Source organism: Bradyrhizobium sp. CCGE-LA001 (assembly GCF_000296215.2).
In the GTDB taxonomy this organism is placed as follows: Bacteria; Pseudomonadota; Alphaproteobacteria; order Rhizobiales; family Xanthobacteraceae; genus Bradyrhizobium.
The window spans coordinates 2276105-2292507 of sequence record NZ_CP013949.1 but is presented as its reverse complement, the minus strand read 5'-3'; the positions used below and the strand labels follow the sequence as shown (position 1 = coordinate 2292507).

At 62.2% G+C, this 16403-nt stretch carries 14 protein-coding genes; 4 read left to right on the top strand and 10 right to left on the bottom strand.

What is annotated here, in order from left to right:
• Positions 1 to 56: 56 nt before the first annotated feature.
• The 6 genes from BCCGELA001_RS10850 to BCCGELA001_RS10825 form a co-directional block, all read right to left on the bottom strand.
• Positions 57 to 692 (bottom strand): pyridoxamine 5'-phosphate oxidase family protein, encoded by a 636-nt coding sequence (locus BCCGELA001_RS10850; protein WP_008557208.1) that lies wholly within the window; start codon positions 690 to 692, stop codon positions 57 to 59.
• Between the two features lie 91 nt (positions 693 to 783).
• Positions 784 to 2076 carry an ArgE/DapE family deacylase gene (locus BCCGELA001_RS10845; protein ID WP_008557206.1) on the bottom strand — a complete coding sequence of 431 codons (1293 nt, stop codon included), beginning with the start codon at positions 2074 to 2076 and terminating at the stop codon, positions 784 to 786.
• Positions 2073 to 3761, bottom strand: a complete 1689-nt coding sequence (locus BCCGELA001_RS10840) for a dipeptide ABC transporter ATP-binding protein (RefSeq protein ID WP_008557205.1) — start codon at positions 3759 to 3761, stop codon at positions 2073 to 2075. Before BCCGELA001_RS10840 ends, BCCGELA001_RS10845 begins: the two co-directional genes overlap by 4 nt.
• Positions 3758 to 4591 (bottom strand): ABC transporter permease, encoded by an 834-nt coding sequence (locus BCCGELA001_RS10835; protein WP_060735275.1) that lies wholly within the window; start codon positions 4589 to 4591, stop codon positions 3758 to 3760. Before BCCGELA001_RS10835 ends, BCCGELA001_RS10840 begins: the two co-directional genes overlap by 4 nt.
• On the bottom strand, positions 4591 to 5556 hold the full coding sequence (locus BCCGELA001_RS10830; RefSeq protein ID WP_063921098.1) for an ABC transporter permease: 966 nt from the start codon (positions 5554 to 5556) through the stop codon (positions 4591 to 4593). The genes BCCGELA001_RS10835 and BCCGELA001_RS10830 overlap by 1 nt, the downstream gene beginning before the upstream one ends.
• A 32-nt stretch (positions 5557 to 5588) precedes the next feature.
• Positions 5589 to 7166 (bottom strand): ABC transporter substrate-binding protein, encoded by a 1578-nt coding sequence (locus BCCGELA001_RS10825; RefSeq protein ID WP_008557193.1) that lies wholly within the window; start codon positions 7164 to 7166, stop codon positions 5589 to 5591.
• Positions 7167 to 7363: 197 nt separating this feature from the next.
• On the opposite strand from BCCGELA001_RS10825, the gene BCCGELA001_RS10820 reads away from it, so the two are divergent.
• The gene (locus BCCGELA001_RS10820; RefSeq protein WP_060735273.1) at positions 7364 to 8224 is read left to right on the top strand and encodes an AraC family transcriptional regulator; all 861 of its coding nucleotides are present in this window, start codon (positions 7364 to 7366) and stop codon (positions 8222 to 8224) included.
• Positions 8225 to 8344: 120 nt separating this feature from the next.
• Here the strand turns inward: BCCGELA001_RS10820 and BCCGELA001_RS10815 are convergent, their stop codons facing one another.
• The 4 genes from BCCGELA001_RS10815 to BCCGELA001_RS10800 form a co-directional block, all read right to left on the bottom strand.
• Complete coding sequence (locus BCCGELA001_RS10815) at positions 8345 to 9577, bottom strand: ABC transporter substrate-binding protein (protein ID WP_008557179.1); 1233 nt, start codon at positions 9575 to 9577, stop codon at positions 8345 to 8347.
• Between the two features lie 59 nt (positions 9578 to 9636).
• Positions 9637 to 10311, bottom strand: a complete 675-nt coding sequence (locus BCCGELA001_RS10810; protein ID WP_236840848.1) for an enoyl-CoA hydratase/isomerase family protein — start codon at positions 10309 to 10311, stop codon at positions 9637 to 9639.
• A gap of 83 nt (positions 10312 to 10394) precedes the next feature.
• Positions 10395 to 11624, bottom strand: coding sequence for a CaiB/BaiF CoA transferase family protein (locus BCCGELA001_RS10805; protein ID WP_236840847.1), 1230 nt, complete (start codon positions 11622 to 11624; stop codon positions 10395 to 10397).
• A 137-nt stretch (positions 11625 to 11761) separates the two neighbouring features.
• Positions 11762 to 13075: a hydroxymethylglutaryl-CoA reductase, degradative gene (locus BCCGELA001_RS10800; RefSeq protein WP_060737594.1), complete on the bottom strand. Its 1314-nt coding sequence runs from the start codon at positions 13073 to 13075 to the stop codon at positions 11762 to 11764.
• Between the two features lie 131 nt (positions 13076 to 13206).
• Here BCCGELA001_RS10800 and BCCGELA001_RS10795 point away from each other — a divergent pair, with 131 nt between their 5' ends.
• From BCCGELA001_RS10795 to BCCGELA001_RS10790, 3 genes are all read left to right on the top strand, one after another.
• Entirely contained in the window at positions 13207 to 14724 is a 1518-nt protein-coding gene (locus BCCGELA001_RS10795; protein WP_236840846.1) for an aminotransferase-like domain-containing protein, read from the top strand.
• Positions 14725 to 14911: 187 nt separating this feature from the next.
• Positions 14912 to 15193 carry a hypothetical protein gene (locus BCCGELA001_RS36955; RefSeq protein ID WP_144441249.1) on the top strand — a complete coding sequence of 94 codons (282 nt, stop codon included), beginning with the start codon at positions 14912 to 14914 and terminating at the stop codon, positions 15191 to 15193.
• A 53-nt stretch (positions 15194 to 15246) separates the two neighbouring features.
• Positions 15247 to 16401, top strand: a complete 1155-nt coding sequence (locus BCCGELA001_RS10790) for an ABC transporter substrate-binding protein (RefSeq protein ID WP_202815406.1) — start codon at positions 15247 to 15249, stop codon at positions 16399 to 16401.
• Positions 16402 to 16403: the final 2 nt, after the last annotated feature.

Below are 16403 nucleotides of genomic sequence, written 5' to 3'. Positions count from 1 at the left end.
CAGTTGTCCGCAGCAGTGTCGGTAGCCCCTCGGCATGGCAATGCCGAACCTGTCGTTTAGTAGAGCCTCGTACGATACCCTTCTTCCAGCGTCTTCTCGGCAACTTCTGTCTCGATGGCGGCAGTCTGCTCGGCGATGATCCGGCCGAGTGTCGGGAAGCTGGTGCGCTCAACCTGTGCCGCCGGGCTCCACAGATTCGAGCGCATGAGCGCCTTGCCGCAGTGGAAGTAGGTCTCCTCGACATGGATCTTAAGCCCGATGATCGGGACGACGTTCTGCATCGCGAGCGGCGCCAACAGCTCGGCATCCTGCGAGATCTCCGCCCGGCCGTTGACGCGCAGGGTCTCGTTGATTCCGGGCACCATGAAGATCAGGCCGATGCCGGGCGAGGCAATGATGTTGCCAAACGTGTCCACGCGGTTATTGCCGCGCCGGTCGGGAATCAGCAGCGTCTTGTCGTCGAGCACGGCGACGAAGCCCGGCGCGTCGCCGCGAGGGCTTGCATCGGCGTGGCCATTGCCGTCGCTCGTCGCGAGGACGAGGAAGGGAGACAGCGCGATGAAATCACGGCAGAACTTGTCTAGATGATGGAGAACCTTCTTCTCGGCGATCAGGTTCACCTGCCCGAAATGCGCGCGCAGATCCTCTTGGGACCTGATTGGCGGCCTGCCGCCTGCACCCTGGTTGTCCATTGCGAACCTCCCTGTTTGGCGAGCTTGCCTAAATTCTGCTCGAGCATGATCTTCGGAGGGATGCTGCACACCTTCCCCGATCATGCTCTGGCTATTTCGCCTCGATTCCGCACCAGCTCGCGACGAACAGCGCGAGCGTCTTGGTGACCCTCTTCACCGACGCAAGATCGACGCGCTCGTTGAAGCCATGTGCGCCCTCCATTTTCGCACCGAAGCAGAATGCCGGAACTCCGAAATCGAGGCCATAGAATCGTGCGTCGGTCAGCGCGGTGGACGAAAAATCAGTGAGCTTGCGACCAAATACATGCTCGTAGATTGGAGACAGAACGGCTTCGCTCTCCCGGATCTCGGTTGCTTCATAGCCCGGCGACAGGAACCCGGACCAGACGATCTCCGGCGGGTTGTTGGCAAGGAAAGGATGCGAGCGCGCCGCCTTGCTGACAAAATCCACGATCTCGGCCTGAGCGTCGGCAATCTTCCAACCGGGCAGAACGCCGATGCGGCAATCAACGTCACACCAGGCGGGAACGCTGGAGGCCCAGTCCCCGCCCTTGATGATGCCGGGATTGAAGTTGAGCGGGTGATCGACCGACTTGAAGGAAGGGTGCGTCTTGGCGCGCTCGTTCCATTCGGCTTCGAGACCTTCGAGCTTCTGGATCAGATGAATGGCAGCCTTGATCGCATTCGATCCGGTGCCGGCGCGTGCGACATGGACGGGTATTCCCCGCACTTTCAGTCGGAACCAGATCACGCCGACCTGGGCACGCATCAGCTTTTCGTCGGTTGGCTCGGGCAGGATGCAGGCATCGGCGCGGTAGCCGCGCTGAAGGGTTGAAAGCGCCCCGAGGCCGGTGCTTTCCTCTTCGATTACCGACTGGAGGTGAATGCGACCCTTGGGCCTGTAGCCCGCCGCCTTGATCGCATCGAGAGCGTAGAGTGCCGAGATGGTGCCTGACTTCATGTCGCCGGCGCCGCGGCCATATAGCCAGCCGTCTTCGACCACGGGCGCAAACGGCGGCCGCTCCCACATGTCAAGAGGACCTGCCGGCACGACGTCGCAATGGCCCTGTAGAATCAGGGAACGGCCCTCCTCCTTCGCCGGCCGGTAAGTGCCGACGACGGAGCGCGCACGCGAGAAATCGGTCTCAACGGGTCCGTAACCCGGCAGTGTCTTGAGATCGTCCTGATTGATGACCCAATCGTCGACCTCATAGCCGCGATCGCGCAGCAGCTTTGCGAACATGTCCTGACAAGGCGCTTCGGCGGCACGGGTACTCGGAATCGCGGTGAACGCGATTGTGGTGTCGATCTGCTTGTCGAAGGCGGCATCCACGGCGGCCTCGATGCGTTCGCGCGCCGCGGCTGGAAGGGAAACGTCGGTCATGAACTCATCCTTGCTGTCGGAATATCGCCGGTCGCGCTGGCGAAACCCGGCTGGTTGAAGAACTTGCGGCCCGGGATTGCATCCAGCAGGTCGCGGGTATAGGCCGCTTGAGGCGCGGTGAAGACGTCGGCAGTTGCCCCCTCCTCCACGATGCGGCCCTTCTGGAGCACGATGACGCGGTCGGCGATCTCGGCGGCGATGCGCAAATCGTGTGTGATGAAGACCATGGCGAGCTTCATCTCTTGTCGCAGTTCGGCAAGCAGCGCCAACACCTGCGCCTGCACGGAGACGTCGAGGGCCGATACAGCCTCGTCGGCAATCAGCACGCGCGGCCTCAACGCCAATGCCCGAGCGATGCATATGCGCTGGCGTTGGCCGCCGGAGAATTCGTGAGGGTAGCGATCGGCGGCAACGGCGTTGAGGCCGACTCGCATGAGCAGCTTCTCGGCCTGCCGCATGGCTTCAGCGCGCGACGTGCCAAAGGCCATTGGGCCGCGGGCGATTGCGTCGCCGATCCTCTGTCGCGGATCGAGGCTGGCGAAGGGATCTTGGAACACGATCTGAAGCTGCTTGCGCGCCTGGCGGAGCGCCTCGCCACGAAGCTGGCGCAGATCCTGACCGTTGAACCGAATGACTCCGTCGTCAGGCTCGGTCAGCCGCAGGATCATTCGGCCGAGGGTGGACTTGCCCGAACCCGACTCGCCGACCACGGCGAGCGTCTCGCCTTGATGGAGCGTCAACGAAATGCCGTCGGCCGCGACGACCTCGCGTGGTGGCTGAAGGAAACCGCGCTTGACCCGGAACGTCTTCTGAAGCCCGATCACCTCAAGCAGAGGCTCCGGATGAACGGCCTTCCGGCTGATTTGGTCGAGGCGAGCCTTCGGCACCGCGTCGATCAATTCTCGCGTATAGTCGGCCGTAGGATGGCTCAGAACTTCCTCGACCGTCCCCTGCTCCACCACCTTGCCATGACGCAGCACCACAACACGATCTGCGACGTCGGCGACGACGCCGAAATCATGGGTGATGAGCAGCACGCCCATACCGCGGTCGCGCCTAAGTTCGTCGATCAGACCCAGGATCTGACGCTGGGTTGTGACGTCGAGCGCAGTGGTCGGCTCGTCCGCGATCAGCAGCGCCGGCCGGTTGGCCATCGCCATCGCGATCATAACCCGCTGGCGCTGGCCGCCGGACAGCTCGAAGGGATAGCTCTTTTCAAGCAGCCTTGGATTGGGCAGTCCCACCTGCGTCAGAAGCTGCTGCACGCGCTCGTATACGTCGTTTGCTGACGGCGTCGGCTTCTGATGCGTGAGGATCATCTCCTCGATCTGCTTGCCGACGCGCTTGAGCGGGTTCAATGAGGACAGCGGCTCTTGAAAGATCATCGCAGCGTCGCCGCCGCGCAGGCGACGCAGCGCCTGCCGATCCAGCTCGACCGGGTTCTGTCCTGCAACTGTCACCGTGCCTGAGGCGAAGGTGACTCTCGTTGGCAGCAGCGACAACAGCGCATGCGCGATCATCGACTTGCCCGAACCGGACTCGCCGACGAGGCAGACGATCTCGTTCGGTCTCACCTCGAACGAAACATTCTCGACTGCGAAGGGACGATCGCCGCCCTCGGGGAGCGCGATCGAGAGATCCTGCACCGAGAGCGCGGGAGCCATGGCTTGCACGGTGCCCCTCATGACCGGCGCCTCGAAACACGGGGATTGAGGACATCGGAGAGGCCTTCGCCGAACAGGTTGATTGCGAGCACCGTGATGAGGATGGCAAGCCCGGGAAACACGCTCATCCACCAGGCATTGCGAATGACGGTGCGCCCCGCACCGATCATGAACCCCCAGGACATCAGGTTCGGGTCGCCAAGGCCCATGAACGACAGCGCGCTCTCCAACAAGATGGCGGTGGCGACCGTCAGCGACGTCACGACCAGAATCGGCGAGATCGCATTGGGCAGGATATGCCCGAGCACGATGCGCAGGGTGCCCTCGCCCTGGCAGAGCGCCGCCTCGACGAATTCGCGTTTGCGCAGGCGCAGGAATTCTGCACGCGTGAGGCGCGCCAGCGGGGGCCAGCTCACCGCACCGATGGTCAGGATGATCGTGAGCAGAGACGGGTTGAAGGTCGCAACGAGGAGAATGGCCAGCACAAAGGCGGGGATGGTCTGGAAAAGCTCGGTCATCCGCATCAGGACAAGATCAACCTTGCCGCCGAAATAGCCGGAGATCGCGCCGATCGTGACGCCAATCACCATGGCGGCCATCGCCGAGGCGATGCCGATCACGAGGGACACGCGCGCACCATAGGCAACACCCGCCGCGACATCGCGGCCGAGCGTATCGCCGCCGAGCAGAAGTCCGTCCTCCCCGGGCGGCGTGAAGGGCGCACTCACCATCTCCCAGGGCGAGACCGGAAAGACGATCGGAGCGACGACCGCGACGATCACGACTATGAGCAGCACGACGAGACCGACCATGCCGGAGGGATGGCGCAGGAAGGAACGGACCGCATCCATCACGCCGCTCCCGTGGTCATGCGAGGATCGATCAGCTTGTAGATCAGATCGGTCAGGAGATTGAGCACGATGACGACGATCGACAGGATCAGGAAGATGCCGAGCAGCACAGGATAGTCGCGCTGCAGCAGGGCATCGAAGGTGAGCCGCCCGAGCCCCGGCCAGGCGAACACGGTCTCGATGACAACGGCGCCGCCGACCAGCGCGCCCGCTTGCATGCCGGCGACGGTGACGACGGGCACCAGCGCGTTGCGCAGCATGTGGCCGACGACGATGCTGGGTCCGGACAGGCCCTTGGCGCGCGCGGTCTTGATGAAGTCCTGCTGGGCGACCTCGATGATCGAGGACCGCATCAGACGAGCGTAGATGGCCAGGTAGATCGCCGCCAGCGAGGTTACCGGCATGATCATATGCTTGGCGACATCGAGCGCACGCTCGACCGGCGAGAGCTTGACGTTGATAGTCTCGTAACCGAACGGCGGCAACCAGCCGAGCGTTACCGAGAAGACGAGGACCAGCATCAGCCCGAGCCAGAATACCGGCGTTGCATAGAGCACCAGCGACAGCACGGTGAAGACCGTGTCGAGCACTGTGCCTGCCGCAAGCCCCGCCAGTGCACCGAGCGTCGTACCGATCAGGAGCGCCAGACAGAATGCGGTGACTGTCAGCAGCAACGTCGCCGGCAACCGTTCGAGAACGAGATCGACCACCGGGCGACGTTGCCGGTAGGAGTAGCCGAGATCAAGCGTGAGCACGCGGCCAAGATAGCTCGCGAGCTGCACGGCGTACGGCTTGTCGAGACCGTATTCCCTACGCAGGTCCTCCAGCAATTTCGGATCGGATGCGCCCGACTGCCCGGCCATGACCTGGGCGGGATCACCGGGGGCAGCCCGCACCAGAACGAAGTTGAAGGTGGCGATGAGGAGAATGACGACGATGAGCTGGGCGATCCGATTCAGCGCCATCAGCCCAATCGTCGCTGCGCTGCCGAGGCGTATCACGATTTGTAGACCGCTCCGAAGGTCTCATGCGACCCGATGCCGGTCGATACGATGTTCTTGAACGCCTTGTCGTAGATGATCGGATATTCGAGTTCGAGCGTCCAGGCGACCGGCACGTCTTCGACCAATATCTGCTGGACCTTGGAATACAGTTCCTGGCGCTTGGCCTCGTCGAGCGTGACCGCAGCTTCGTCGAACAGCTTGTCCACCTCGGGATTAGAGTAGCCCTGCGTATTCGAGAACAGAATGCCCTTCTTGATGTTCGACGACACGTAAGTGCGAGAGACACCGAGTGCAGGGTCGCCAAGCTGATAGAGCAGGTTTTGGGTCATCTCATAGTCCCAATTGCCCACCTTCTCGGCCCAGCCCGCCATGTCGGTGCCGACAAGGACGAGATCAATGCCGACACGGGCAAAGCTCTGGCGGAAGAATTCGCCGGCGCGCTGGTAAGATTCACCGTAGGGCGGCACGACGTATTTGATCTCAGCACGCTTGCCGCTGGCATCGGGCTTCAGCCCCATCTCGTCGAGCAGCGCCTTGGCCTTATCGATCGAATAATCGTACCGCTTGACCTTGCCGTCATAGAACTTCGTCTTGGACGAGATCGGGCCGGTCGCAACCTTGGCGTTGCCGAAATAGACGCGCTTGGCGAGCGCGTCACGATCGATCAGGTGCATCACCGCCTGGCGGAACCGCTTGTCGTTCATCGGCGCGATACGGTTGTTCATCTCGAGCCACTGGTGCGGCGCGAAATATTCATAGCCCTTGGTGGTGACTTCGAGGTTCTTCTGCGCCTTGAAGCGCTGCACGTCGAAGAACTCGATGTCTGTCCATTGCACGAGTTGCACCGTGCCGTTCTCAAGCGCCAGAGCGCGCGAGGCCGAGTCCGGAATGATCCGATAGATGATCTCGTCGAGATAGGGCTGGTCCTTCAGATAATAGCCCTCGTGCCGCACCAGATGGACGTGCGAGCCGCGCACCCATTCCTTCAGCTTGAACGGGCCAGTGCCGATTGCCTTGTCGTTCAGCGGATTCTTGCGGAAATCGGTGCCTTCATAGATGTGCTTGGGTACGATTGGCGCCGACGTGCAGTCGAAGCAGCCGAGGAACGGCGCGAAGGGCTGCTTCAACTTGAACACGACGGTGAGCGGATCCGGCGCTTCGGCGGAGGCGACGCGGGCGAAGTTCTGCCGCGCGCGCGGATGGGTCTCGGTCAGCACCTTCATGCAGCTGAACACGACGTCTTCGGACGTCATGGGCTTGCCGTCGTGGAAGGTGATATTAGGAAACAGCTTGAACGTATAGGTCAGGCCATCAGGCGAAATCTCCCAGGACTGCGCCATGCCGGGCATTGGCTTGAGATCGGCGCCGTATTTGAGCAGGCTCTCGTAGATCTTGCCGCCTAGCGTCAGCGTCGGCTGCTGCTGGTTGAAGGCGGTCACTAGCAGTGGCGGCTCGGGTTGGATGATGGTGTTGAGCGTTCCACCGCGGGCCCGGCCGGCTGCGCGGGTGATGCCGAACGGAATGGCGGCACCAGCGGCCAACATCGCCTGGGTGAATTCGCGTCTGTTCATCGAGCTCTCCGTGTCGCATATCGACTGACCAAGCCTCGCATTCAGTTCGGACGAATATCGCGGGCGGCGCATTGTTGCCAAACCCGCTGTCCCGCGCTACCTGATGGAGGACAATAATCATCGCGACCGGGCCATATCTGGCCTGGAAGATGCATAAGAGCCTTGCGAAAAGGACCTTATCAGGGAGTTCACGACACGTGAAAGTCGTAGCGCGGCGAGATGTCACTGGCGAATTGCGCGCCTGCAATAAACAGGCGGGCCCGACAGCAGCAGCAAACTATGCAGGACATCTTCAGACGATCGCGCGCCCGGTCGCCGCGATGACCGCAACCTATCCGAACGAGAGCACCAGCACGCGGCATTCGCACCGACGTGACCAGTTCATCCTGCAGATCGCGGGCGTCACGGCCATGATGACCGAACGTGGTCATTTCGTGGTCCCACCCGGGCATGGTCTATGGATTCCGGCCGGCGTCGTACATCAGTCGCGGGCCTGGGGTGAAGTCGAGGCCCAGACGATCTATGTCACGCCTGATCGCCGGCGAGAGACGTCGGAGACATGCCGCCTGATTCGCGCATCCTCGCTGGTTGAAGCCTTGATGGACGAGGCGGTGCGGATGCCGCAGACCTACGACCAGGATGGACGCGACGGCAAACTGCTCGAGCTTCTGCTTACCGAGATCGCAGGCATGCCGGAGGTGACGCTGCACGTGGAGGTGCCTCCGGATCCCCGGCTGGCGGAGATCTGCAAGGCCGTGCTCGGCGACCCCTCCTCCGACCTCACTCTCGACGATTGGGCCGACAAATGCAGCCTCAGCCGGCGGACGCTGACACGGCTGTTCCGGCGCGAGACGGGCCAGAGCTTCTCGGTCTGGCGCCAGCGTGTACGGCTTCTGGAAGCCTTGGCTCGCCTGGGCGCGGGCGAACCCGTGACGTGCGTGGCACTTGACGTCGGTTATGACAGCCCGAGCGCGTTCGCCGCCATGTTCAAGCGTGAGCTGGGCGCGGCGCCGCGGCACTATCTCCGTTGGACCGATCAGGAAGTCGTGCTGCGCTAGGCCGCCGGCTTCTCGCAGGAATGCGCGCACCAGTCGCCCGGCACGCGCACTCCATCATCCAACGCTGTCCGCCGATCATAAGGCCGGATGGACAGCTCCGGTCCTCCAGTCACCTCAGCTCTATTTTTTGATCAGCGGGCACCGCGACAGCGCTAGGGGCTGGAAAGCTTGATCTGCCGGGATTGTGGCGAGCAGCTTGTAGTAGTCCCATGCCGCTTTGGACTCTTCCGGCTTCTTGACCTCGAACAGATACATATCGTGGACCATGCGGCCGTCCTCGCGAATCTTGCCGTTTTTGTAGAAGACGTCGTTGATGGGCAGTTCCCGCATCTTCTGCATGACGTCCTCGGTCCGGTCGGTGCCCGCGGCCTGGACCGCCTTGAGGTAATGCAGAACCGATGAATAAGTCCCGGTCTGAAGCATATTCGGCATCGCGTTCATGGTAGCGTAGAAGCGCTTCGACCATTTGCGCGTATCATCGTTCATGTCCCAATAGGACGCTTCGGTGATCGTTAGCCCCTTTGCTTCCTTCAGGCCGAGACCGTGAACGTCGTTGATGAAGCCGGCCAGCGCGGCGAGCTTCTGGCCGCCCGAGGTCAGACCGAACTCGGCAGCTTGCTTGATCGAGTTGATGGTATCGCCGCCTGCATTCGCGAGCGCGACCACCTTCGCCTTGGAGCCTTGTGCGGTCAGCAAGACAGAGGCGAAGTCTGCCGTTCCGACCGGATGCTTCGTGCTGCCCAGCACCTTGCCGCCCAAGGTCGTGACGACTTCGCCCGTGTCCTTTTCAAGGCCCTGGCCGAAGGCATAGTCCGCCGTCACGAAGTACCAGCTGTCAAAGCCCTGGCCGACGAGCGCCTTGCCCGTGCTGTTGGCAATCGCGAAGGTGTCGTAGGCCCAATGGACGACATAGGGCCCGCAGACTTCGTTCGTGATCCGGGTTGAGCCGGGTGAGCTCAGTGTGACGATCTTTTTCTTCTCTTTGGCAATCTCGAGGACAGCCAAGGCGGGCGAGGAGGATGCGACATCGAGGATTGCGTCGACCTTCTCGGTATCGAACCATTTGCGAGCGGCGTTAGCGGCAATGTCGGGCTTATTCTGGTGATCCGCCGAAACGATCTCGATCGGCATGCCCAGCACCTTGCCGCCAAATTCCTCGACTGCCATCTGTGCGGCAGTCACGGCACCCTTGCCGGTAATGTCGGCATAGACCCCCGACATGTCCTCGATCAGCCCGATGCGGACAACGCCATCTGAAATCTTCTCGCTCTGTGCCACCGCGGGAGCCGCGCATAACAACAGACTGGCCGCCGCGCTCGCCAAATAATGCAGACAGAATTTCGATTGTGCCATCCCCTACCCCTTTCAATGTAGTCTTCTTGTTGCCATGGCCGGTGAGCGGCCGCGCGGTGTCACTTGTTGCCCGCCCTGCTCGCGAACGCGGCAAGGCCTCTTTTGGCATCTTCGCTGGTGAAGGTACGCTGACCAAGCGCGGCCTCGATGCGGAATGCCTCGGTCAGCGGCAAGTCCTGTAACGTCAGCGCCGCCTCTTTGATGGTCTGGATCGCGACGGGGCTCAGCGCGGCGATTTTTGCCGCGAGCTCGTAGGCCAGCGGCTCGACCTTTTCGGCGTCGACCACGTGGTTGATGACGCCCCTGGCGAGCATGTCGTCCGCCGAGAACCGCTGCGCCGTCAGCATGATCTCCATCGCATGCGCGTACCCGATCTGCCTGACGAGTCGCACCAGCGTGCCGCCAGCCGGGACGAAACCGTGTTTGGGCTCAGGCAGCTGAAACACCGCCCCGCGCGCTGCGATGCGTATGTCCGTTGCCAGCATGATCTCGAAGCCTCCGCCCATGCACATGCCGCGGATGGCGCTCACGACCGGCTTGAAGAAGCCGGGAACCTTGATGTGCGCCGGATCCCACTCTGAGATATCGAAGCGATCGGACGCAAGCGCAGGGATGGATTCCGTGAGATCGGCGCCAACGCAGAACGCCCGATCGCCAGCACCGGTCAGCACCACCGCGCGAATGTCGTCGTCATCCTTGATTTCGACGAACGCGCGGCCGAGATCGTCATACATGGCAAGTGTCAGCGCGTTGAGCTTGTCCGGCCGATTGATCCTGACGGTGGCGACGTGGCCGTCTCGGGTGAAATCGATGGACATCAAATCGCTCCCGAAGCCTTGAGACGCACGAGCTCGTCAGGCGTCACGTTCGCCAGGCGTGCGAGAATCTCGGCATTATGCTCCCCGGGCAAGGGCGCCTTGTCGAACGACGTTGGCTCCCCTCCAGACAGCTTGATCGGCTGGCCGAACATGCCGATCAGCTTCCCCGCCACGGGAACGTTGACGATCATGTTGCGCGCGGCGATGTGAGGGTCTTCGACCACCTCGGCGATGGTCTTGATCGCGCTGAGCGGGATCTTGTCGCCCGCCATCTCCTCGAGCTCGGCCTTGGTGTACCGGCTGAACCAGCGTTCCAGCAGCGGCTTCACCTTGGTCTCGGCGACGGTCCGATCGAACCGCTTCTCCATCGTGTCAATGTCCGGATCGCTCGCACGTTCGGGCTCGCCGAACAGCGTGCAGGTGATCGCCCAGAACTTGTCGGTGTAGCCGCCAAAGAAGACATAGCCGTCCTTGCAGGGAAACTGCCCATAGGGCCGCACGAACGGATGATCGTTGCCGAGTGGCGAAGCCACGTCCTTTTCCGCGGTATAGCGGACCACCGCATTCTCGGTCAGCGTCAGGACCGAATCCTGCTGCGAGACGTCGACGACCTGACCGTTGCCCGAGGTCTCGGCCTCGCGGAGCGCCGCGAGTGTTCCAATGGCTGCATACAGCGAAGCGGCGAGATCACCGATGATGGTCCCGACGCGGACCGGAGGCATGTCGGCATAGCCGTTCATCGACCACAATCCACCAGCCGCCTGCCCGGTATTGTCATAAGCGGGTTTGGATGAGTTTGGACCGGTGCGCCCAAAGCCGCTGATGGCGGTGTAGATAAGTCTCGGGTTTTCCGCGCGCAGCACATCATAGCCGAGGCCCAGCTTATCCATGGTGCCGGGACGGAAATTCTCGATCAGGACATCGGCTTTGCGCACCAGTCTTTTCAACAGCGCCTTGCCGTCATCGGACTTGAGATTGAGCGTGATCCCCTGCTTGTTGCGGTTGAACTGCGTGAAGAACGCGCTGAGTTGCTCATCGCCGACAAAGGGCGGAAACGTCCTGGCGTAATCCGGGTCGCCAGGATGCTCGACCTTGATCACGGTGGCGCCGAGGTCGGCCAACAGCATCGCGCAGAACGGGCCTGCGACGACGCGCGTGACGTCGAGAACCACGACGTTCTTCAGAGGGCCGCTGCGCGCGGCGAGGCCGCTCGTGTTTTCTTTGTTCAAGTCATCCTCCCAGCCTCCGCGAACGGCCACCGGCATGGGGCGCGATCTCGCTTAGAGGGCGTGAGCAGCGAAGATACATTTTCGAGCCCACAGGTCGAGGCGACGAAATGCCTGCACGTCATGCAGGCATTGCCACCTCACGAACGCAACTTTTCCAAAACCTCCCTGGCGCGATCGACGCGCACGTCGTGATCGGCGGCGAGCGCCGCCGCGACCTTCTCGATCTCATCGCCCTCGGCCCCTGCAACGATCGCGATGTTCCTGGCGTGGAGCGCCATGTGCCCTTTCTGGATACCCTCGGTCGCAAGCGCGCGGAGCGCGCCCATGTTCTGGGCGAGCCCGACCGCGACGGTGACCTCCGCCAGTTCCTGTGCACTCTGCACGTTCAGGATCTTCAGCGCAGCGCGCGCGGCGGGATGTGTCTTGGTGGCGCCGCCGACGAGCCCGAGCGCCATCGGCATTTCCAGCGTGCCGACGAGGTTGCCCTTGTTATCGATTTCCCAGTTGGAGAGCGACGTATAGCGGCCGGAGCGTGAAGCCCAAACATGGGCGCCCGCCTCGATCGCACGCCAGTCGTTGCCGGTGGCCACGACGACCGGATCGACACCGTTCATGATGCCCTTATTGTGGGTCGCGGCACGGTAGGGGTCGACAATCGCGAAGGCGCACGCCTCGACGATGCCGCGCGCGACGCGCTCGCCGCTGTATTCATCTGTGTTCAGCGCCTCCGGCGTCACCGATACCATGGCGCGGGCGATGCGTAGATCCGCATAGTTCGAAAGGATGCGCAGGCGCACCGTGCCGCCGGTAATCCGCTCGACGATCGGCGCGACCGTCTCTGCCATCGTATTGACTGTGTTGGCACCCATCGCATCGCGAACGTCGACGATGAGATGCACGGCGAGCATCGGGCCGACCGGCGTCTCCTCGAAGATGTGAACCTCGATGTCGCGGCAGCCGCCGCCGAGCGAGATCAGCACCTTGTCCCTGGCGTTGGCAGCCTCGATGATGCCCGAGCGCTCCTTCAGTACCCGCGCGCGGGCGCCGTGGACATCGGTCACGCCGAGCACCTGCACCTGTGCGCGCATGATCGGACCGGTGCTGGAGGTGTGGAAGCCGCCGCATTTGCGGGCAATGCGCGCCATGTAGGAGGCGGCGGCGACGACCGAGGGCTCCTCGATGGCCATCGGAACCAGATAGTCGCGGCCGTTCACCGTGAAGTTTGTTGCGATGCCGACAGGCAGTTCGAAGGTGCCGATGACGTTCTCTATCATGCCATTGGCGAGTTCGACCGGCAGCGTGCCGGCGCTAAATGCCTTGCTCTCGACTTCGCCAAGTGACGTCGCCTCGGTCACGCGCCCCAGCCGCTGCGCGGGCGAGAGGTTGCGAAGGTTCTCCAATCGCGAGTTGATCTGCCTGGGCCGCTTGCCCACCTCGGGTCCTCCGGCCATCGCCGCGCCTCCCAACAAGAGTTCTAGGTTGGCACGACGTTAGGCAGCATCGCATTGCGGTCAAAAGAGACAATTTCAAGATACTGTCCGCAACTGTACCCTTCAGGCCATGCCAACGACTTCCACTCCGGGTGCCCTCCGGCAAGCATTCCGGCCCGGACTTCCTCATTGAATCGTCGGGCAGCATCTGGTTACTGTCTCCTCATGGGTACACCGCCGAGCGACCGTCAGATACTGTACCCATCTGGAGACATTGCGTGGCGCGAGCGCCGAATGAACGCGACCGCGGAGCGACCCTCGCCGGCGGATTGGCCAATCGGCTACGGGCGCAGATCCTATCCGGAGCGTTGCCCGAAGGGGCCCGCCTGCCCTCGATCAGAAAGGCGGCCGCAGGATTCAAGGTTTCCAAGAATACGGTCGTTGAAGCTTATGATCGACTGGTGCTCGATCGGCTCATCACCGCCAAAGCGGGATCAGGCTTCGTCATAACCTATCGCGGCGACGACGGCGGAAGACCAAAGCACGTCTCGGAAGCCGTCGATATCGCTTCGCTGCTGAACGCGCAGCTCTCGCAGAACTTCGAGATCCGGGTCGGCGATGGGCGGCCGCCCGCATCGTGGACCGAGCACTCCGAGATCAAGCGCTATCTCGGCAGCAACGGGCGGATGCTGCCGGCTGACGCCGATGCCTATGGATCAGCGCTCGGTTTCCTTCCGCTCAGACAGCAGATCGCATCACGTCTGCAGGCGCAGCAGGTTTCCGTCAAGGACGATGGACTGCTGCTGACCTTCGGCGCAAACCATGCGCTGGACCTCGTGATCCGAGCGATGCTGTCACGAGGCGATACCGTGCTGGTCGACGAGCCCGGCTATTATCCGCTGTTCGCAAAACTCACATTGGCGCAGGTCCGGATCGTCGGCGTCCGCCGGACGCCGGAGGGACCCGATGTCGACGACCTCACGGCCAAGATACAAACCGAGCGCCCGAAGCTGTTCTTCACGCAGTCGATCGGTCACAATCCGACCGGCGGCTCGATCACCCTGCCTGCGGCACATGCAGTGCTCAACGCGGCCGCGCGATCGAACCTCGTGATCGTCGAAGACGATCCGTTTGCCGACCTCCCCCTCGGCACGGTCAACCGGCTGGCCACGCTCGACCAACTCGACAATGTCATATCCATCGGGACTTTCTCGAAAACACTATCGGCGAGCCTTAGGTCCGGTTTCATAGCAGCCCGCAGCGATCGCATTGCGACGCTCGCGGAGCTCAAGATGCTGACCACGGTCAACAGCTCGGGCCATGTCGAACGCCTGCTCCACCGCCTGCTCGCAGAAGGCCACTACGACCGGCATCTAAAGAGACTCGGGCAACGGACCGAAGCGGCGGCGAGCCGGGTTCAGGCCGATCTGATGCGGACAGGCCATCGGATCTTTTCAAGTGCCAAGGCTGGCTACTACGTCTATCTGCTGCTCCCGGAAGGCGTGGACGACATGAAACTTGCGCGCGACGGCGCGAAGGAAAGCATCTTCATCGCGCCCGGAAGCTTGTTCTGCCTGGACAAGAACAGCTCACTCGCCAGAGCCATCCGGATCAACATCGCACGAGCCGACAACCCGAAGTTCTACGAATTTCTGCTGCGCCAATTGTAAACTGGAAGCAGAGCCGTTTTCTTCCCATCTCCATCCGCACGGCATGTGGAACGAGATAGGGAGCCTTCCTGGCATTTCGGTGAGCCACACCCTAGGAAACGCGCAAGACTGAGGAGCGGGCAGTGGACGTCGAGCGCTCAGCCCGAAGCCTGGGCTCGCTTGGCGGAGGTCGCTTCCCGATTGCTCGATGTCTCACATCCAGAACAGCGACCGTGTTAACTTCGTTGACGGCGCCACCCTCCTGCGCGGCGATCTGCTCGACCACTCCGTCAGCGCGTCTGCTGGCTTTAACGCAGGGCGCGCGTTGCATTCAAGTCACCGATTGCAGCCTGCGACAATCGATCCGACGCTATCAAATACCGTCAAGGGATTCCGTCTCCGCATTCATGTAAAGATATTGACATATATGGACCTCCGTGAAACCTTGGACCTCAACATCGGTTCAAAAACATCGGGAGGAAGAAAATGACGTGGACGAGATCATCACTCGCATCAGTTGCGCTGATGGCGACCCTCGCATGCATGAGCGCTGCTTCGGCCCAAGACAAGCCCGTCAAGATCGGCATTTTGAACGATCAGGCCTCGGTCTATTCCGCCATCACCGGACCGGGATCGGTCGCGGCCGCTCGCCTCGCAATTGAAGACATGGGCGGCACCCTGCTCGGCAAGCCGATCGAGATAGTCTCCGCTGACCACGGACACAAGCCGGATGTCGGCTCGGTCATCGCCCGGCGCTGGTTCGACACCGAAGGCGTGGATGCGATCTTCGACATCTACAGCTCCGGCGTGGCGCTCGCCGTGCAGGGCATCGCAGAGCAGAAGAACAAGCTGCTGGTCGTCTCCATGGCGTCGAGCCGCGACATCAGCGGTAAGTCCTGCTCGCCTAACGGCATGCAGTGGGCCAATGACGGATACGAAGTCGCTAACCTCACGATCAAGGGTGCCTCCGACGGCAAGCCGACGTCCTGGTTCTTCCTGACGGTTGACTACGCGGCCGGTCACTCGATCGAGCGCGACTCCCAGAAGATGATCGAGAAAAGTGGCGGCAAGTTCGTCGGCGCGGTGCGCTTCCCGCTCAACACGCCGGATTTCAGCTCGTTCCTGCTGCAGGCGCAGAACTCGGGCGCCAAGAACATCGGTTTCATCGGCGGCGGCGCCGACATGACCAACGCGATCAAGCAGACCGCCGAGTTCGGCATCGAACGCACCGGCCAGCGCTTCGTGCCGTTCTCGCTGACGACGGTCGATATCGACGCGCTCGGCAACGAGGCGACGCAGGGCATGCCGCTGGTCCTGAGCTATTATTGGGACGAGAACGACCAGACCAAGGCTTTCGCCGCGCGCTTCAAGAAGGCTTTCGGCAAGATGCCGAGCGATCCGCAGGCCAACGTCTACAGCGCGGTCCTGCACTATCTGAAGTCGGTGAAGGCGGCCGGGACGACGGATACGACGGCGGTGCTGACGAAGATGAAGGAGACGCCGGTCGAGGATCTCTTCACCTCGGGCGCCCGTATCCGCGAGGACGGACGCCTGATGCGCGACGTCTACTATGCCGAAGCGAAGAAGCCGGGAACGATGAGCGGCGCCACCGACCTGATCACGCTTGTCAAGAAGATGCCGGGATCGGAAGCCTTCATCCCGGTCAGCGAAAGCGAATGCAAGGCGTTCAAGAAGTAACG